Source organism: Micromonospora rifamycinica, assembly GCF_900090265.1.
In the GTDB taxonomy this organism is placed as follows: domain Bacteria; phylum Actinomycetota; class Actinomycetes; order Mycobacteriales; family Micromonosporaceae; genus Micromonospora; species Micromonospora rifamycinica.
Genome location: NZ_LT607752.1, coordinates 4,019,777 through 4,035,059, shown reverse-complemented (window position 1 = coordinate 4,035,059; position 15,283 = coordinate 4,019,777). Strand labels below are relative to the sequence as shown.

Here is a 15,283-nt window from a genome sequence, read left to right as displayed (position 1 = left end):
TCGAGCGGTGGACCAGCCTACGCGCCGTCCGGCCGCCCGCTCCAGCGGTTTTCCTCCGGGCCGGTCGGTGAGTCGGGTGGTGCGGGGTTGACCACTCCCCGGGGTTCCCGGTGAGCCGACCCGGACCGGCGGGGATACCGTCGGGTCATGGCTGAGCGCGTGGCACGTCCCCGGGTCGGGCACATCCAGTTCCTCAACTGCCTGCCGATCTACTGGGGGCTGATGCGCTCCGGCGCGCTGCTCGACGTCGACCTGCACAAGGACTCGCCGGACCGGCTCAGCGCCGCGCTGGTCGCCGGTGACCTGGACATCGGCCCGATCTCCCAGGTGGAATACCTGCGGCACGCCGACGAGCTGCTGCTCCTGCCGGACCTGGCGGTGGGCAGCGACGGGCCGGTGCTCTCGGTCAACGTGGTCTCCACCCGGCCACTGGCCGAGCTGGCCGGCGGGCGGGTGGCGCTCGGCTCGACCTCGCGTACCGGGGTGCTGCTGGCCCAGCTCCTGCTCGCCGACCGGTACGGCGTCCACCCGGAGTACTTCCGCTGCCCGCCGGACCTGACCCAGATGCTGCTGGAGGCCGACGCCGGGGTGCTGATCGGGGACGTGGCGCTGCGCGCCCTCTACGAGGCACCCCGTCGGGGGCTGGAGGTGACCGATCTCGGGCAGGCGTGGCGGGAGTGGACCGGCCTTCCGATGGTCTTCGCCGTCTGGGCGGTCCGCCGCGACTTCGCCACCGCCCATCCGGGCCTGGTCAAGGAGGTGCACCAGGCGTTCCTGCGCTCCCGTGACCTGTGCCTGGCCGAGCTGGACCAGGTGGCCGGGGCGGCGGCCCGGTGGGAGCCGTTCGACGCGGCGACGCTGGCCACGTACTTCCGGGCGCTCGACTTCTCGCTCGGTGAGCGGCAGGTCGCCGGGCTGCGCGAGTTCGCCCGCCGGGTGGCGGCCGTCGGCGAGGCCCCCGCGCTGCCCGAGGGCGGCCCGGAGTTCTTCGCCGGCTGACCGGCCGGCCCCGGTCTTCCGGCCCGGGTCATCCGGTCAGGTGCTGGGGCCGAGCAGGGCTTCGGTGATCTTCTGGCAGTTCTTCATGCCGTAGTCGTAGCCCAGCTCGATCGGGTAGCGGACCATCACGCCCATCGTCCAGGTGCCGCCGATGGCCAGGCAGTTGATGTGCATCTCCTGCTCGCGGGTCCGGTCGATCCAGCCGTTCTTGATGGCGATCTTCTTCCGCTCGGCGGCCGGGAACGCCTTGCGGATGCCGAAGTCCCCGGAGCCCCGCACCAGCCTCATCTCGTTGAGCAGCCACGTGGTCCACTGCGGGCCGGCGGCGCGGCCGTCGGCGATGCAGTTGCCGAGCCGGGCGGCGTCGCGGGGGGAGAGGTTGGTCCGGCTCCAGCCGCCGTCGGCGGCGACGCTGCTGTCGGTGAGCTTGCAGATCGAGATCAGCCGCTTGATCGACGCCGACCGGCCGACGCCGTTGTAGAACTGCTCCGCCCGGGTGTTGTCGCTGTCCCTGATGATCCGGGTGGCGTCGGCGAGCTTGGCGTCGCTCGGGGTCTGCCCCGCGTCGTCCGCCCGGCGCAGGTAGTCGGCGACGATCCACGACTTGATCAGCGAGGCGGTGGTGCTGGTCTCGGCCATGTTGTCCGAGCCGATGATCTTGCCGGTCCGGCGGTCCAGCACGCTCCAGGCGTACCAGCCCTTGATGTCGAGGTCGATGTCCCGGTCCGTGAAGGGCAGCGGGGTCAGCGACGGGGTGGGCGACGGTGCCGGGGTGGGCCGGCTGCGGCGGTCGGCCGGCGAGTCGGTGGAGCGGGTCGAGGTGGACGCGTCACCCCACTGCGAGGCGGCGGTGGACTCCATCGGTGAGCCGGGCAGGAGCCGTAGCGAGACCAGCACCAGGCCGGTCAGGACCGCCGCGACGGCGACGATCTTCAGCGGTTGGTGGTCCCGTCCGGTGGAGCGGCGGGGCCGTCGGCTGCCGGCCATCAGAGCTTCCCGACCGGCTGCGGCACCTTGAGCGCGGCACCGGGCTGGGGGGTGACCAGTTGGGTGGCGACGCTGGCGCAGACCTTCGCACCGTAGGTCAACTGCTGGCGGACCGGGTAGCGCATCATCACGGCGAGGCTCCACTTGTCGGTGACGGCGAGGCAGCTGACGTGCCAGTTGCCGTCGTAGCTGAGGGGGGTCCAGCCGTTCTTCATGGCGACCGGGCCCTGCTTCGTGATCTCGTCGGGCAGGCCGTCGATGATGCCCCACCGGCCGCCGCCGGAGCGGGCCAGCTGCTTGCTCACGCTGCCCCGGACCTGGGCCATCTCGTTGAGCACCCACTTGGTCCAGTGGGGGCCGGCGGCCGTGCCGTCGGCGATGCAGTCACCGAGCCGGGCGGCGTCGCGGGGGGACATCCGGGTGAAGCTCCACCAGCCCTCGTAGCCGGAGACGTTGCCGGGCTTGGTGTCCTTGAGGCCGCAGATGGTGATCGCCCGCTTGAGCACCGGGCCGGGCTGGCCGTTGTCCAGCGCCCGGTACGAGCCGCCCGACTTCGCGTAGATCCGGTTGGTGGCGTCGTCGTTGCTGTCCCGGATGGCCAGACTCGCGTTCTTCAACATCGCTGCCGGCGGTTTCTGGTCGCCGAGTTCGCGCAGGTAGTCGGAGACGATCCAGACCTTGAGCATCGATTCGGTGGAGCTGGTCGAGGTCATGTTCTTCGAGCCCGAGAGCTGGCCGGTCGTGCGGTCGATCAGGGACCAGCCGAAGAACTGGCCCTTGAAGTCGACCGAGACCGGCGCGGCGGCCAGGGTGGGGGCCGGCGGCGCGGTGGGCGCGGGGGCCGGCACCTTCTCCGTCGTACCGCCGCCGGTACCGCCGCTCGCGTCGTCGCCGGAGAGCTTGGCGTACGCGGTCGGCACCAGCAGGCCGGTGCCGAGCAGCACCGCCATGACGGCGAGCACCAGGATCACGCGAGATCGCATGAGTGGGCGAGCTCCAGATGTCCGGGCCGGGGGGCCGGCTGTTTCCGACGGTGTCGGCTTCCGAGGGTGTCGGCTCGATCGCCGAGGCCGGGGGACGGTGGCCTCTGTCTCGGGTGGCGATCGTCGTCAGCGATCGGTGGTGACCGGGGAAGTCTACGTCCGGACAGCCGACTCGCCAGGATTCGACGCCCGGCGACCCGCCGAAAAGTCTGGATAAAGGCAGCATGTGAGCCGATTACGGGCGCTCATCTTCTATTAGTGATCCGAGTCACATCAGGAAACTCATGATGAGTTATGCGGAGTGTAGTTGATCAGTAACGGAAAGTGTCGCTCAAATCCTGTTACACCCTCTGGTGTTGGAAGAGGCGAGCTGTAACACTTGTCGCATGTATGGCAACGACTTCGCCCCGCAGGAGGACGCGCCCGGCGGTGGCCTGCTCGGTCAGGTCGAGGCCGCCGAGACGGCGCTGCGCGAGGCGGCGGCCCGCTCCCGGGCGGGCGCGACGCTGCCCGGCGACGACCCGGCGGCGTACTTCGCCGAGGTCATCGACGCCGACCACAAGATCGAACCGCGGGACTGGATGCCCGACGCCTACCGTCGGACGCTGGTCCGGCAGATCGCCCAGCACGCCCACTCCGAGATCATCGGCATGCAGCCGGAGGGGAACTGGATCAGCCGGGCGCCCTCGCTCAAGCGCAAGGCCATCCTGCTGGCCAAGGTGCAGGACGAGGCCGGTCACGGCCTCTACCTCTACGCCGCCGCCGAGACCCTGGGTGTCAGCCGGGACGAGCTGGTGGAGCTGCTGCTCGACGGCCGGCAGAAGTACAGCTCGATCTTCAACTACCCCACCCTCACCTGGGCCGACGTGGGTGCGATCGGCTGGCTGGTGGACGGCGCGGCGATCGTCAACCAGGTCCCGCTCTGCCGCTGCTCCTACGGGCCGTACGCGCGGGCGATGATCCGGGTCTGCAAGGAGGAGTCGTTCCACCAGCGGCAGGGCTACGAGATCCTGCACACCCTGGCGCACGGCACCCCGGCCCAGCGGGCGATGGCCCAGGACGCGCTCGACCGCTGGTGGTACCCGTCACTGGCGATGTTCGGCCCGCCGGACGGCGACTCCACCCACTCCGCCCAGTCGATGGCCTGGAAGATCAAGCGGTTCTCCAACGACGAGCTGCGGCAGCGCTTCGTCGACATGTGCGTGCGGCAGGCCGAGATCCTCGGCCTCACTATCCCCGACCCCGACCTGCGCTGGAACGAGACCCGGCAGGCGTACGACTTCACCCAGCCGGACTACGACGAGCTGATGCGGGTGATCAAGGGGGAGGGGCCGTGCAACCGGCAGCGGATGGAACACCGCCGCCGCGCGCACGCCGACGGCGCGTGGGTCCGCGAGGCCGCCACGGCGTACGCCGTGAAGCAGCGGGCCGGGGCGCAGCGGGAGCGGGTGGCGGCGTGAGCGAGCAGCGGGAAACGCCCCAGGGGCCGGTGACCTCGCCGCTGTGGGAGGTCTTCGTGCGCCCCCGCCGCGGGTTGTCGCACACCCACGTCGGCAGCCTGCACGCCCCCGACGCCGAACTGGCCCTGCGTAACGCCCGTGACCTCTACACCCGCCGGCAGGAGGGCGTCTCGATCTGGGTGGTCCCGGCCGGCGCGATCACCGCGTCCAGCCCCGACGAGAAGGACGCCTTCTTCGACCCGGCCGCCGACAAGGTCTACCGCCATCCCACCTTCTACGAGGTGCCGGACGGGGTGGCCCACCTGTGAGCGCGAGGATGAGCCGGGTTTGCGAGCCCCGCAGTCGCGAACGGAGACCGGCCCGGTGAACGGCCCCTTCGACTTCACCCTCGCCCTCGGCGACGACGCGCTGGTGGCCGCCCAGCGGCTCGGCGAGTGGGCTACCCGCGCGCCCGAGATGGAGGAGGACATCGCGCTGGCCAACATCGCCCTCGACCAGCTCGGCGCGGCCCGCCTGCTGCTGTCGTACGCGGGCGAGCTGGAGGGCGCCGGCCGGGACGAGGACGCGTTGGCGTTCCTGCGTGACGACCGGGAGTTCCGCAACTGTCTCCTGGTCGAGCTGCCCAACGGCGACTTCGCGGTGACCATGGTGAAGCTGCTGCTGCTCTCGGCGTACCAGGTGCCGCTCTACACCGCGCTGGCCGGCTGCGCCGACGAGCGGCTCGCCGCGATCGGGGCCAAGGCCCGCAAGGAGTCCGCCTACCACCTGGACCACTCCGCGCTGTGGGTGAAGCGGCTCGGCGACGGCACCGACGAGTCGCACCGTCGCGCCCAGGCGGCGGTGGACCAGCTCTGGCCGTACCACCACGAGCTGTTCACGGCGGACCCGGCGGCCCCGGTCGACCCGGCCGCCCTGCGCGCCGACTTCGACGCCGTGGTCTCCCCGGTGCTGGCCGAGGCCACCCTGACCCGGCCGGCGGACGGCTGGAAGCCGGGTGGCGGCCGGGCCGGCGTGCACACCGAGCACCTGTCCTTCCTGCTGGCCGAGATGCAGGTGCTGCACCGGGCGCACCCCGGGGCGCAGTGGTGAGCCGGGCGGGCCGGTGACCGACCCCGGGGCGGCCGTGGCGGCGGTGGTGGACCCGGAGATCCGGGTGATCACCATCGACGAGCTGGGCATCCTGCGGGCGGTCGACGAGGATCCGGCCACCGGCCGGGTGGTCGTCACGATCACCCCCACCTACACCGGCTGCCCGGCGATGGACGTGATCCGGGCCGACATCCGGCGGGCGCTGGCGGCTGCCGGGCACCCCGACGCCGAGGTCCGCACGGTCTTCAGCCCCGCCTGGAGCACCGACTGGATCTCCGACACCGGGCGGGCCAAGCTCGCCGCCGCAGGTATCGCCCCACCGGCCCCGATCCGCTCGGCGGGTGCGGTGCCGCTGACCCTGGCGGTGCGCTGCCCGCGGTGCGGCTCGCCGGAGACCGAGCAGGTCAGCCGGTTCGGCTCCACCGCGTGCAAGGCGCTCTGGCGCTGTCGTTCCTGCTCCGAACCCTTCGACCACCTGAAGGCGCTGTGACTGTCACCATCACCCGCCCGGTCCGTCGCCGGCCGTCGTTCCATCCGCTGGCGGTCACCGCCGTCGAGCGGCTCACCGACGACGCCGTGGCGATCACCTTCGCGGTGCCGGAGGAGCTGCGGGCGACGTTCGCGTTCGCCGCCGGCCAGCACCTGACCGTCCGGCTGCCCGCCGGCGCCGTCCCGGCCGCCGCCATGCCCGCCGGCACTGTCCCGGCCGCCAGCGCGCCGGGCGGGTCGGGCGCGGCCGGTGCGGACGTGCGGCGGTCGTACTCGATCTGCTCGACGCCGGACGACCTGGCCCGGCACGGCCGGTTGCGGATCGGGGTGCGGGAGATCCCCGGCGGCGCGTTCTCCGGTTACGCCTGCGGCGCGCTGCGGCACGGCGACACCGTCGACGTGCTGCCCCCGCTGGGGCACTTCACCACCGCGTTCGCCCCGCAGCGGGTGCGGCACTACGGCGCGGTGGCCGCCGGCTCCGGCATCACGCCGGTGCTCGCGCTGGTCGCGACCGCCCTGGCCGTCGAGCCGGCCAGCACCTTCACCCTGGTGTACGGCAACCGTACGGCGAGCACGGTGATGTTCGCCGAGGAGCTGGCCGACCTGAAGGACCGCTACCCGACCCGGCTGCACCTGGTGCACGTGCTGTCTCGGGAGCCGGGCGAGTCGCCGTTGCTGTCCGGCCGGATCGACGCCGACCGGCTGGGCCGGCTGCTGGACACCATCGTGCCGGGCGACACGATCTCCGAATGGTTCCTGTGCGGGCCGTACCAGCTGGTGCTGGACGCGAAGGCGGTGCTGACCGGCCGGGGGCTGCCCGAGTCGGCGGTGCACACCGAGCTGTTCCACGTCGAGGCCCCACCGGAGCCGGTCCGCCGGGCCGACGCGGCGGCCGGTGGCGCGGAGGTGACGATCGTGCTGGACGGCCGGTCGTCGCGGTTCACCATGGGGCGGGACGAGCGGGTGCTGGACGCGGCGCTGAAGGTGCGTGGCGAGCTGCCGTACGCCTGCAAGGGCGGGGTCTGCTCGACCTGCCGGGCGAAGGTGGTCTCCGGTGCGGTGACGATGGCCCGCAACTATGCGCTCGAGCCGGACGAGGTGGCCGCCGGATACGTGCTGACCTGCCAGTCCAGCCCGACCACCGACACGCTGACTGTCGACTACGACGGATAGCGCTGTGGGCCGGTGGACCGAGGCCCGGCCCGGCTCGGCCCGGCCCGATCTCGGTTCGCGGTTGGTGATCGGCGCGTCGAGGTCCGGCCATGTCCCGCCCCGGCCGGTGGGTCTGATGTCTGTTGCGGGTCCTGTCGAGCTGATGACCTTGGCGACTCACCCGACTCACCCGGATCGGCCGGTTTGCGCCGGGTTCGCCATTGCGGCGACCTGTCAGTCGGTGCGGAGGTGGGCGGTCCAGTAGGTGAGGTCGGAGTGGTGCTCGGTGAGGGCGACCCGCTCGCCGCAGGCTTCCTCGATCAGCTTGACCGCCTCGTCCAGGTGCGGCGGATTGCCGTCCCAGTCCTCGTCACGGAACAGGTGCAGCCCGACCTCGCCCCGGTCGTCGCCGAGGGCCTGCGCGCCCTCGGGCGACACCAGCACCACCGTGTAGCGGGCGGCCTCCCGCTCGGCCTCGCTGGGCGGCTCCGGCTCGTCCCGCCTGCGCCGCCGGAACCGCTCGACCACCGACGGGATCGGGCCGGGCGAGTCGGCCGGGTCGTACGGCCGCAGCCAGGTGGGCTGAGGGATCTGCATGGCGGCCTCCAAGCTCTGCACGGGATAGCAACGTTGCTACTCATGCTTGCGTGAGATCGAGCGAGAGTCAATACTCAACGTCACTGCCCGTGTCGCCACGGTGATGGTGTGGTGGCTCGGTCGCGTGCTGCTGCCGGGACCGTTGATCAGGCGGATCACGGTGAGATCGGGAGGATCACCATGGCCAAGGCGAGTCAGCCCACTGTGGTCGGCCGAGGGCTCGGTGGAGAACTGCGTGAGCTGCGGGACGCTCGTCGCATGGCGCAACGGCGGGTGGCCATCCGGCTCGGCTGGCAACCGTCCAAACTGTCGCGGATCGAGAACGGCATCCAGGGCGTCTCGGCCGCCGACGTCGCGTCCCTGCTGGTGATCTACGGGGTCACCGGGGACGCCCGCAAGCGACTGCTCGGGATGGCCGAGCGGTCGGCCGAGGTCGGCTGGTGGGAGGCGATCGGCGGACTCTCCGAAGAGTCGCGCACCCTGATCCGGCTGGAGGCGGAGGCGACCGCCATCGTCAACTGGGAGCCGATGCTGGTGCCCGGCCTGTTGCAGACCGCGGACTACGCGCAGGCGGTGATGGTCGGTTGCGGGGTGCCGGCCGAGGAAGCGCAGGGGCGGGTGGCCGCCCGACTCGGCCGGCAGGCGGTCCTGACCCGGCCCACCCCGCCGACCCTGCACGTGCTGCTTGACGAGATGGTGTTACGTCGGGCGCTCGGCGGGGCTCGGGTGATGGGCCGGCAACTGCGGCACCTCGTGGAGGCGGCCGACCGGCCGGGCCTGACCCTGCGGGTGGTGCCGCTGGCCGTCGGCGGGCACACCGGGCTGGACGGGTCGTTCGCGCTCTTCGACTTTCCGCGTAACCGGTCGGTGGTCTTCCTCGACCACAAGCTGACCGGGCTGTTTCTGGAGGAGGCTCCGCAGGTGGCGCACTTCCGGCGGGAGGTGGATAGGCTGGTCGAGGTGGCACTGAGCCCCGTCGATTCGGTGGAACTCGTTGCGCGGTACGCAACGGAGCACGAGCGAGAGTGAGCCTCGGATGATCGTCCCCGACTTCTCCGGTGTGGCCTGGCGTAAGTCGGCCTGTAGCGGTTCCAATGCCAACTGTGTCGAGGTGGCCGGGGTGGCTCAGGTGGTGGGCGTACGCGACTCGAAGGATCCGGCGGGGCCGGTGCTGGCTTTCGAGCGTCGGTCGTGGGCCGCGTTCGTCGCTCATCCGCCGGTGCGTTCCGGGTTCTGACGTCGGGCATGGGCGGGTGAGGGGTGGGGATGCGTGATCACATTGCTGTTTCGCGCATCGTCGTCGGCGTGTCTTCTCCCTTTTCGCAATTGGATCTTGATTTCTGGGTGTCCGGGTGCTGAGCTCCGGGCTAACCTGCTATAGCCGGGGGCAGTAGCCCCTTGGAAGTGGACCCGGCAGCCTTCCGGACGGTGGGTGGGCCGGGTTTCGCGCTTCCTCGGCTCTGCCAGACCTGCCGTCACTCACTGACCATGCGCCGGACGGAGTTCTTCCATCGTCCGCCCCTGGCCCGGCACCAGGCCAGTGCATCGGGGATGGCGAGCAGGCACTCTTCGTGCGCTCGTAATTGTTCGTAGCGGAAGATGCTCGACATCCCTGCCCTGCGGATCTGCTCGAAGAGTTTTGACCAACCCTTCCTGGGAAGGGTTGGTCAAAACTGATAAGAAACTCGACGACCGGGCAGGGACCAGCGCGGGCGTTCATCCGCATCCTCGCGGGGGGAGACCGCCGACTCGGGCGATGAGGGACCTGCGCAGGCCTCTGCTCCTCGCGCGGGCTTGGGAGGGTGCCCGACGCTGGTGGTGTGCGGGGTGCGTCACGGGTCGACGCACCACCCGGGGCCGGGACGGCGGGTCGGCGTACGCTCGGGATGTGACGGCGAACCGGGAGATCGACGACATCCTGCAGCGTGGCGCGGACGGCGGGCGGATCACGCCCGAGGAGGCGCTGCTGCTCTACACCGAGGCGCCCTTCCACGCGTTGGGCGAGGCGGCGGACGCGGTACGCCGGCGGCGCTACCCGGACAACGTCGTCACCTACCTGATCGACCGCAACATCAACTACACCAACGTCTGCGTGACGGCGTGCAAGTTCTGCGCCTTCTACCGGGCGCCGAAGCACGCCGAGGGGTGGACCCACCCGACCGAGGAGATCCTGCGTCGCTGCGGCGAGGCGGTCGAGCTGGGGGCCACCCAGGTCATGCTCCAGGGCGGCCACCACCCGGACTACGGGGTGGAGTACTACGAGGAGCTGTTCTCCTCGGTCAAGAAGGCGTACCCGCAGCTCGCCATCCACTCCATCGGGCCGAGTGAGATCCTGCACATGGCGAAGGTCTCCCAGGTGAGCCTGGACGAGGCCATCGCCCGGATCAAGGCGGCCGGGCTGGACTCGATCGCCGGTGCCGGGGCCGAGATGCTGCCGGACCGGCCGCGCCGGGCGATCGCCCCGCTGAAGGAGTCCGGCGCCCGCTGGCTGGAGGTCATGGAGCTGGCCCACCGGCAGGGCCTGGAGTCCACCGCGACGATGATGATGGGCACCGGCGAGACCAACGCCGAGCGGATCGAGCACCTGCGGATGATCCGCGACGTGCAGGACCGTACCCGGGGGTTCCGGGCGTTCATCCCGTGGACGTACCAGCCGGAGAACAATCACCTGAAGGGTCGCACCCAGGCCACCACGCTGGAGTACCTGCGCCTGGTGGCGGTGGCCCGGCTGTTCTTCGAGACCGTGCCGCACCTGCAGGCGTCCTGGCTGACCACCGGCAAGGACGTCGGCCAGCTCTCCCTGCACATGGGCGTCGACGATCTCGGTTCGATCATGCTGGAGGAGAACGTGATCTCCTCGGCCGGCGCGCGGCACCGGTCCAACCTGCACGAGCTGATCGGCATGATCCGCTCGGCCGACCGGATCCCGGCCCAGCGGGACACCCTCTACCGCCGGCTCGCGGTGCACCACACCCCGGCCGACGACCCGACCGACGACCGGGTGGTCTCGCACTTCTCCTCGATCGCCATGCCCGGTGGCGGGGCCGGCCGCTCCCTGCCACTCGTCGAGGCCCGCTGACCCGCCCCGGCCATCACTGAGGGTGATCGCTCGGGTTGGTGCGGTGACTGGCTGAACGGGTCCGGGCGTCGGCCCTGGGGATATTCGTGGTCGCCGTTCGGGCGAGGTGTCGGGGGATCAGCCACCACAAGACGCGGCAATTGGGGCGGGCTGCGGCGCGCTGGACGGAGACGTACCCGGTGCTGCTCCGGCGCGGGGGTTGGCGCGGCGCGACGGTGCCCGCTAACGTGCGCCCGACGTACCTTCCGCTTCCCCGTCGGGAAGCCCGTACGAGCGCCGTGGGTCCTCCATCGGCCCGGGAGGGCCGTTCATATAAAACGGGGGCGGGACGGGTGACCGTCCCGCCCCCGCTCCTCCTCCGTTCGGCCCCGTCTGGAACGAAAACGCACGTCACGGCTGGCGCACCGGCGTCGATCTCGGATAACGTCCGCTCGGTTCGCCACATCAGCCCCACCTTTCCCAGCAGTCCCTAGCCCCCCGGGGGATCGATGACTCTGTTCCACCGCTCGGCCCTGGCCCGCGTCGGCGCCGTGGCCCTGCTCGCCGTCGGTGGCGTGGCCACCGTCGCCGCCCCGGCCAGCGCCGCCGACCAGGCGAAACTCGACCTCGTTCCGCTCAGCTACGAGCTGGCGCTCGGGGTCAAGGAGGCCAAGGCCAAGCCGTTCAAGTTCTCCGTCCAGAACCTCCGGGGCTCGGTCGACGCCAAGGACGTGAAGGTCACCGTCGAGACCGCGGGCCTCAGGCCGAACAAGGTCGGGGTGCTCGTGCCGGACGGCTGTGCCGTCTCCGGCACCGCCTTCACCTGCTCGCTGTCCGACCTGGGTGGCACCACCGACGACATCGCCGGCGGCACCACCGAGGAGTTCGGCATCCCGCTGTTCGGCACCGACACCCGCGGCAAGGGGGGCGTGCTGACGGTGACGGTGAGCGCGCCCAACGCCACCTCGGACTCGGTCGACCACGACATCATGGTCGTCAAGCCCGGCTACGACCTGACCACCTGGGTGCAGGACGTCTACGCCGACGTGGTGGTCGACGGCGACGAGGCCGGCGAGAGCGGGCTGGCCGGCGTCAAGCCCGGCGGGACCGCCCCGCTGGACTGGGCGGTCTACAACGGCGGCAGCCGCCGGGCCACCGGCATCGCGTACGGCATCTCCCTGCCGGCCGGGGTGAGCTTCGTCGAGGTGCCCGAGGGCTGCGTGCAGCAGGAACTGGGCGGCATCGCGCAGGCGTACTGCGAGGACACCGGCGCGGTGCTGCGGCCGGGTGAGTTCTACACCGCCGACGTACGGGTGAAGGTCGGCGCGGACGTCACCGAGAAGGTGCTCACCCCGGGCGTCCTGTTCGGCATGGGGCTGACCGAGGCCGAGGGTACGCCGGAGGAGAAGCCGCAGGTCGCCAGCAAGGCGCAGCGCAAGGTCTTCACCGAGACCGACGACGGCGACAACACGTCGCTGTTCGACGTCTTCGTCGACCTGAGCACCGGCCCGAGCCCGAGCCCCAGCCCGACCGGGGAGCCGAGCCCGAGCCCGAGCACCAGCGTCAGCCCGACCACCGGTGGTGGCACGGGTGGCGGCGACGGCGGTCTGCCGGTGACCGGCGCGCAGGCCACCCTGATCGGCGGCATCGGTGCCGTCGTGCTGCTCGCGGGCGGGGCGCTGCTGATGCTCGCCCGTCGGCGTCGGCTCGTGCTGGTGGCCCCGGGCGACGAGAAGCCGCAGGGCTGAACGACGACGGGTCGGCGCACGGCTGAGCGGTAGGACGTAGGGCGGGCGGGGTGGTCATCCACCCCGCCCGCGGCCTGTCCGGGTCACCCGCCCGGACCGGGACGGCCGGACCGGGGCGCTCGACGTGACGGGCGGGCCGGTGGGGCCGGGGTGTGCGGCACGGCGGACGGGCCCCGTGCCGGAGGACGACCCCGCGCCGGGTGGGTGGGCGGTGGCTGGCAGAGTGGAGGGGTGAGCCGTACCCCGCAGGGCCAGCGCGCCGGCCTGGACAAGTCCCCACCCGAGGTCGCCGCGATGTTCGACGGGGTGGCGGCCCGTTACGACCTGACGAACACCGTGCTCTCCTTCGGGCAGGACCGGTCCTGGCGGCGGTCCACCCGGGCGGCGCTCGGGCTGCTCCCGGGTGAGCGGGTGCTGGACGTGGGTGCCGGCACCGGGGTGTCGACGCAGGAGCTGGCCCGCTCCGGGGCGTACGCGGTCGGGGTGGATCTGTCGCAGGGCATGCTGCACGCCGGCAAGCGGGTCCGGCCGGAGGTGCCGCTGCTGGCCGGGGACGCGCTGCGGCTACCCTTCGCCGACGCCTCCTTCGACGCGGTGACGATCTCCTTCGCCCTGCGCAACGTCAACGACACCGACGCGGCGCTGCGGGAGCTGGCCCGGGTGACCCGGCCGGGCGGCCGGCTGGTGGTCTGCGAGTTCAGCACCCCGGTGCACCCGGCCTTCCGTACCGTCTACCTGTCGTACCTGATGCGGTCGTTGCCGGTCGTGGCCCGGGCGGTGTCCAGCAACCCCGACGCGTACGTCTACCTCGCCGAGTCGATCCGGGTCTGGCCGGACCAGGCGGCGCTGGCGGCCCGCGTCGGCGCGGCCGGGTGGGGGCGGGTGGCGTGGCGCAACCTGACCGGCGGGGTGGTGGCCCTGCACCGGGCCGTCCGGGGGTGACCCTCCGTGCCTGACGTTTTCCGGTTGATGTCTGCTTTTGAGAGGTTTTGCCGGTAAAGTCGGCTGCATGACGGGAGCAGTGCCGACCGACCCACCCGCCCCCACCGACGGGGATGCCGCCGCGCTGGCTGCCCAGCTCAGAGAGCTGGCCGGTGTCGACCCGGCGGAGATCCGCCAGGTGGTGGCCGAGGTGCTGGGCGCGCTCGACCGGGCGGCCGGTGGAGCGCTGCGTGACCAGCTCCCGGCCGCGATCCGGGCCGACGCGGGGCTCGACACCGCCCGCGGCTGAGCCCCGGACCGACTCCGACCCGCATGTTTCCAGGAAGTTAGGTATGCCTCACCCGGCAGCGGGCCAGCCACGGTCATAGACTCCAACCCGATCGGCTTGTGAAGCATTTCACGAGCGTGCGGGAGGGGGCGCAGATGACTTCGGTGGAGAACGACGCCGACGTGATCGTCGTGGGCGCCGGTCCCGGTGGATCGGCGACGGCGTACCACCTGGCGCGGCACGGCGTACGCGTGCTGCTGTTGGAGAAGACCGAGTTCCCCCGCGAGAAGGTGTGCGGGGACGGGCTCACCCCCCGGGCGACCCGGCAGCTCATCCGGATGGGCGTGGACACCTCGCCCGAGGCCGGCTGGCTGCACAACAAGGGCCTGCGGGTGATCGGCGGCGGGGTACGCCTCGAACTGGACTGGCCCGACCTGGCCAGCTTCCCCAACTACGGTCTGGTCCGGACCCGGCTGGACTTCGACGACCTGCTCGCCAAGCGGGCGGTCTCGGCCGGCGCGGAGCTGCGTACCGGCGTCAACGTCATCGGCCCGGTGCTCGACGCGGACGACCGGGTGACCGGGGTGACCGCCGAGGTCGGTCCGGGCCGGGAGCCCGCCACCTTCCACGCCCCGCTGGTGGTCGCCGCCGACGGCGTCTCCGGCCGGTTCCCGCTCGCCCTCGGCCTGGCCAAGCGGGAGGACCGGCCGATCGGGGTGGCCGTGCGCCGCTACTACCGTTCGCCGGCCAAGCACGACGACGACTACCTGGAGTCCTGGCTGGAGCTGCGCAGCAAGGACAGCGACGCGCTGCTGCCCGGCTACGGCTGGATCTTCGGTCTCGGTGACGGCCGGGTCAACGTCGGCCTGGGCGTGCTCAACTCCTCCTCCGCCTTCGGCAAGACCAACTACCGGCGGCTGCTCACCGACTGGCTGGCCAACACCCCCGCGGACTGGGGGATGACCGACGAGACGAACGCCGACGGCCCGATCCTCGGCGCGGCGCTGCCGATGGGCTTCAACAGGGTGCCGCACTACACCCGCGGGGTGCTGCTGGTCGGCGACTCCGGCGGCATGGTAAACCCGTTCAACGGCGAGGGCATCGCGTACGCGATGGAGTCCGGCGAGCTGGCCGCCGAGGTCATCGTGCAGGCGCTGGCCCGACCGGCCGGCGCGGAGCGGGAGCGGGCGCTGACCGCGTACCCGCAGGAGCTGAAGGCCCGGTTCGGCGGCTATTACCGGCTCGGCGGGATCTTCGTCAAGCTGATCGGCCGGCCCGAGGTGATGCGGATGGCGACCAGGCACGGCATGCCGCACCCGATGCTGATGCGCTTCGTCCTCAAGCTGCTGGCCAACCTGACCGACCCGCGCGGCGGGGACGCGATGGACCGGGTCATCAACGCGATGACGAAGGCGGCCCCGGCCGTGTGAGGCGTGGCCGGGCCAGGGCCAACGACGGCCCCGGCGCGGGCAGGGATCGACCCCCGCTGACGGCAGTCACGAGGGACGTGA

The 15,283-nt window shown here is 71.7% G+C and carries 16 protein-coding genes; 13 read left to right on the top strand and 3 right to left on the bottom strand.

Annotated features, from left to right (window positions below):
* Nucleotides 1-147: 147 nt before the first annotated feature.
* Nucleotides 148-999, top strand: coding sequence for a menaquinone biosynthetic enzyme MqnA/MqnD family protein (locus tag GA0070623_RS16590; protein ID WP_067300569.1), 852 nt, complete (start codon nucleotides 148-150; stop codon nucleotides 997-999).
* A gap of 36 nt (nucleotides 1,000-1,035) precedes the next feature.
* Here the strand turns inward: GA0070623_RS16590 and GA0070623_RS16585 are convergent, their stop codons facing one another.
* The gene (locus GA0070623_RS16585) at nucleotides 1,036-1,986 is read right to left on the bottom strand and encodes a serine hydrolase (RefSeq protein WP_067300567.1); all 951 of its coding nucleotides are present in this window, start codon (nucleotides 1,984-1,986) and stop codon (nucleotides 1,036-1,038) included.
* Nucleotides 1,986-2,969, bottom strand: a complete 984-nt coding sequence (locus GA0070623_RS16580; RefSeq protein ID WP_067300565.1) for a hypothetical protein — start codon at nucleotides 2,967-2,969, stop codon at nucleotides 1,986-1,988. The genes GA0070623_RS16585 and GA0070623_RS16580 overlap by 1 nt, the downstream gene beginning before the upstream one ends.
* Before the next feature lie 386 nt (nucleotides 2,970-3,355).
* On the opposite strand from GA0070623_RS16580, the gene paaA reads away from it, so the two are divergent.
* From paaA to GA0070623_RS16555, 5 genes are read left to right on the top strand one after another with little or no spacing between them, the layout of a single operon-like run.
* The gene (gene paaA, locus GA0070623_RS16575) at nucleotides 3,356-4,429 is read left to right on the top strand and encodes a 1,2-phenylacetyl-CoA epoxidase subunit PaaA (RefSeq protein ID WP_067300563.1); all 1,074 of its coding nucleotides are present in this window, start codon (nucleotides 3,356-3,358) and stop codon (nucleotides 4,427-4,429) included.
* Nucleotides 4,426-4,737 carry a 1,2-phenylacetyl-CoA epoxidase subunit PaaB gene (gene paaB / locus GA0070623_RS16570; protein WP_067300561.1) on the top strand — a complete coding sequence of 104 codons (312 nt, stop codon included), beginning with the start codon at nucleotides 4,426-4,428 and terminating at the stop codon, nucleotides 4,735-4,737. The genes paaA and paaB overlap by 4 nt, the downstream gene beginning before the upstream one ends.
* 55 nt (nucleotides 4,738-4,792) lie before the next feature.
* A complete protein-coding gene (gene paaC / locus GA0070623_RS16565; RefSeq protein ID WP_084260972.1) occupies nucleotides 4,793-5,518 on the top strand; it encodes a 1,2-phenylacetyl-CoA epoxidase subunit PaaC in 726 nt (241 codons plus the stop codon).
* Between the two features lie 13 nt (nucleotides 5,519-5,531).
* Nucleotides 5,532-6,008: a 1,2-phenylacetyl-CoA epoxidase subunit PaaD gene (gene paaD / locus GA0070623_RS16560; protein ID WP_067300557.1), complete on the top strand. Its 477-nt coding sequence runs from the start codon at nucleotides 5,532-5,534 to the stop codon at nucleotides 6,006-6,008.
* A complete protein-coding gene (locus GA0070623_RS16555) occupies nucleotides 6,005-7,180 on the top strand; it encodes a 2Fe-2S iron-sulfur cluster-binding protein (protein WP_067300555.1) in 1,176 nt (391 codons plus the stop codon). Before paaD ends, GA0070623_RS16555 begins: the two co-directional genes overlap by 4 nt.
* Nucleotides 7,181-7,393: 213 nt before the next feature.
* On the opposite strand, the gene GA0070623_RS16550 is transcribed toward GA0070623_RS16555, so the two are convergent.
* Nucleotides 7,394-7,756: a hypothetical protein gene (locus tag GA0070623_RS16550; protein ID WP_157517420.1), complete on the bottom strand. Its 363-nt coding sequence runs from the start codon at nucleotides 7,754-7,756 to the stop codon at nucleotides 7,394-7,396.
* Nucleotides 7,757-7,936: 180 nt separating this feature from the next.
* Here GA0070623_RS16550 and GA0070623_RS16545 point away from each other — a divergent pair, with 180 nt between their 5' ends.
* The 7 genes from GA0070623_RS16545 to GA0070623_RS16515 all read left to right on the top strand — a co-directional run bounded on the left by GA0070623_RS16545 (nucleotide 7,937) and on the right by GA0070623_RS16515 (nucleotide 15,202).
* Nucleotides 7,937-8,785: a helix-turn-helix domain-containing protein gene (locus GA0070623_RS16545; RefSeq protein WP_067300551.1), complete on the top strand. Its 849-nt coding sequence runs from the start codon at nucleotides 7,937-7,939 to the stop codon at nucleotides 8,783-8,785.
* A gap of 7 nt (nucleotides 8,786-8,792) precedes the next feature.
* A complete protein-coding gene (locus GA0070623_RS16540; RefSeq protein WP_067300549.1) occupies nucleotides 8,793-8,993 on the top strand; it encodes a DUF397 domain-containing protein in 201 nt (66 codons plus the stop codon).
* A 651-nt stretch (nucleotides 8,994-9,644) separates the two neighbouring features.
* Nucleotides 9,645-10,835: a cyclic dehypoxanthinyl futalosine synthase gene (gene mqnC / locus GA0070623_RS16535; protein ID WP_067300547.1), complete on the top strand. Its 1,191-nt coding sequence runs from the start codon at nucleotides 9,645-9,647 to the stop codon at nucleotides 10,833-10,835.
* A gap of 488 nt (nucleotides 10,836-11,323) precedes the next feature.
* Complete coding sequence (locus GA0070623_RS16530) at nucleotides 11,324-12,562, top strand: LPXTG cell wall anchor domain-containing protein (protein WP_067300544.1); 1,239 nt, start codon at nucleotides 11,324-11,326, stop codon at nucleotides 12,560-12,562.
* 294 nt (nucleotides 12,563-12,856) lie between these two features.
* On the top strand, nucleotides 12,857-13,504 hold the full coding sequence (locus tag GA0070623_RS16525) for a demethylmenaquinone methyltransferase (protein ID WP_231932841.1): 648 nt from the start codon (nucleotides 12,857-12,859) through the stop codon (nucleotides 13,502-13,504).
* A gap of 67 nt (nucleotides 13,505-13,571) precedes the next feature.
* Nucleotides 13,572-13,793, top strand: coding sequence for a hypothetical protein (locus GA0070623_RS16520; protein WP_067300539.1), 222 nt, complete (start codon nucleotides 13,572-13,574; stop codon nucleotides 13,791-13,793).
* A gap of 134 nt (nucleotides 13,794-13,927) precedes the next feature.
* The gene (locus GA0070623_RS16515; RefSeq protein WP_067300657.1) at nucleotides 13,928-15,202 is read left to right on the top strand and encodes a geranylgeranyl reductase family protein; all 1,275 of its coding nucleotides are present in this window, start codon (nucleotides 13,928-13,930) and stop codon (nucleotides 15,200-15,202) included.
* The last annotated feature ends 81 nt before the right edge of the window (nucleotides 15,203-15,283 follow it).

What these genes read in the sequence shown, in the direction of transcription:
- GA0070623_RS16590 (WP_067300569.1), top strand. Translation starts at nt 148, where the DNA reads ATGGCTGAGCGCGTGGCACGTCCCCGGGTCGGGCACATCCAGTTCCTC.
- GA0070623_RS16585 (WP_067300567.1), bottom strand. Translation starts at nt 1,986, where the DNA reads ATGGCCGGCAGCCGACGGCCCCGCCGCTCCACCGGACGGGACCACCAA.
- GA0070623_RS16580 (WP_067300565.1), bottom strand. Translation starts at nt 2,969, where the DNA reads ATGCGATCTCGCGTGATCCTGGTGCTCGCCGTCATGGCGGTGCTGCTC.
- paaA (WP_067300563.1), top strand. Translation starts at nt 3,356, where the DNA reads ATGTATGGCAACGACTTCGCCCCGCAGGAGGACGCGCCCGGCGGTGGC.
- GA0070623_RS16550 (WP_157517420.1), bottom strand. Translation starts at nt 7,756, where the DNA reads ATGCAGATCCCTCAGCCCACCTGGCTGCGGCCGTACGACCCGGCCGAC.
- GA0070623_RS16545 (WP_067300551.1), top strand. Translation starts at nt 7,937, where the DNA reads ATGGCCAAGGCGAGTCAGCCCACTGTGGTCGGCCGAGGGCTCGGTGGA.
- GA0070623_RS16540 (WP_067300549.1), top strand. Translation starts at nt 8,793, where the DNA reads ATGATCGTCCCCGACTTCTCCGGTGTGGCCTGGCGTAAGTCGGCCTGT.
- GA0070623_RS16530 (WP_067300544.1), top strand. Translation starts at nt 11,324, where the DNA reads ATGACTCTGTTCCACCGCTCGGCCCTGGCCCGCGTCGGCGCCGTGGCC.
- GA0070623_RS16525 (WP_231932841.1), top strand. Translation starts at nt 12,857, where the DNA reads ATGTTCGACGGGGTGGCGGCCCGTTACGACCTGACGAACACCGTGCTC.
- GA0070623_RS16520 (WP_067300539.1), top strand. Translation starts at nt 13,572, where the DNA reads ATGACGGGAGCAGTGCCGACCGACCCACCCGCCCCCACCGACGGGGAT.
- GA0070623_RS16515 (WP_067300657.1), top strand. Translation starts at nt 13,928, where the DNA reads ATGACTTCGGTGGAGAACGACGCCGACGTGATCGTCGTGGGCGCCGGT.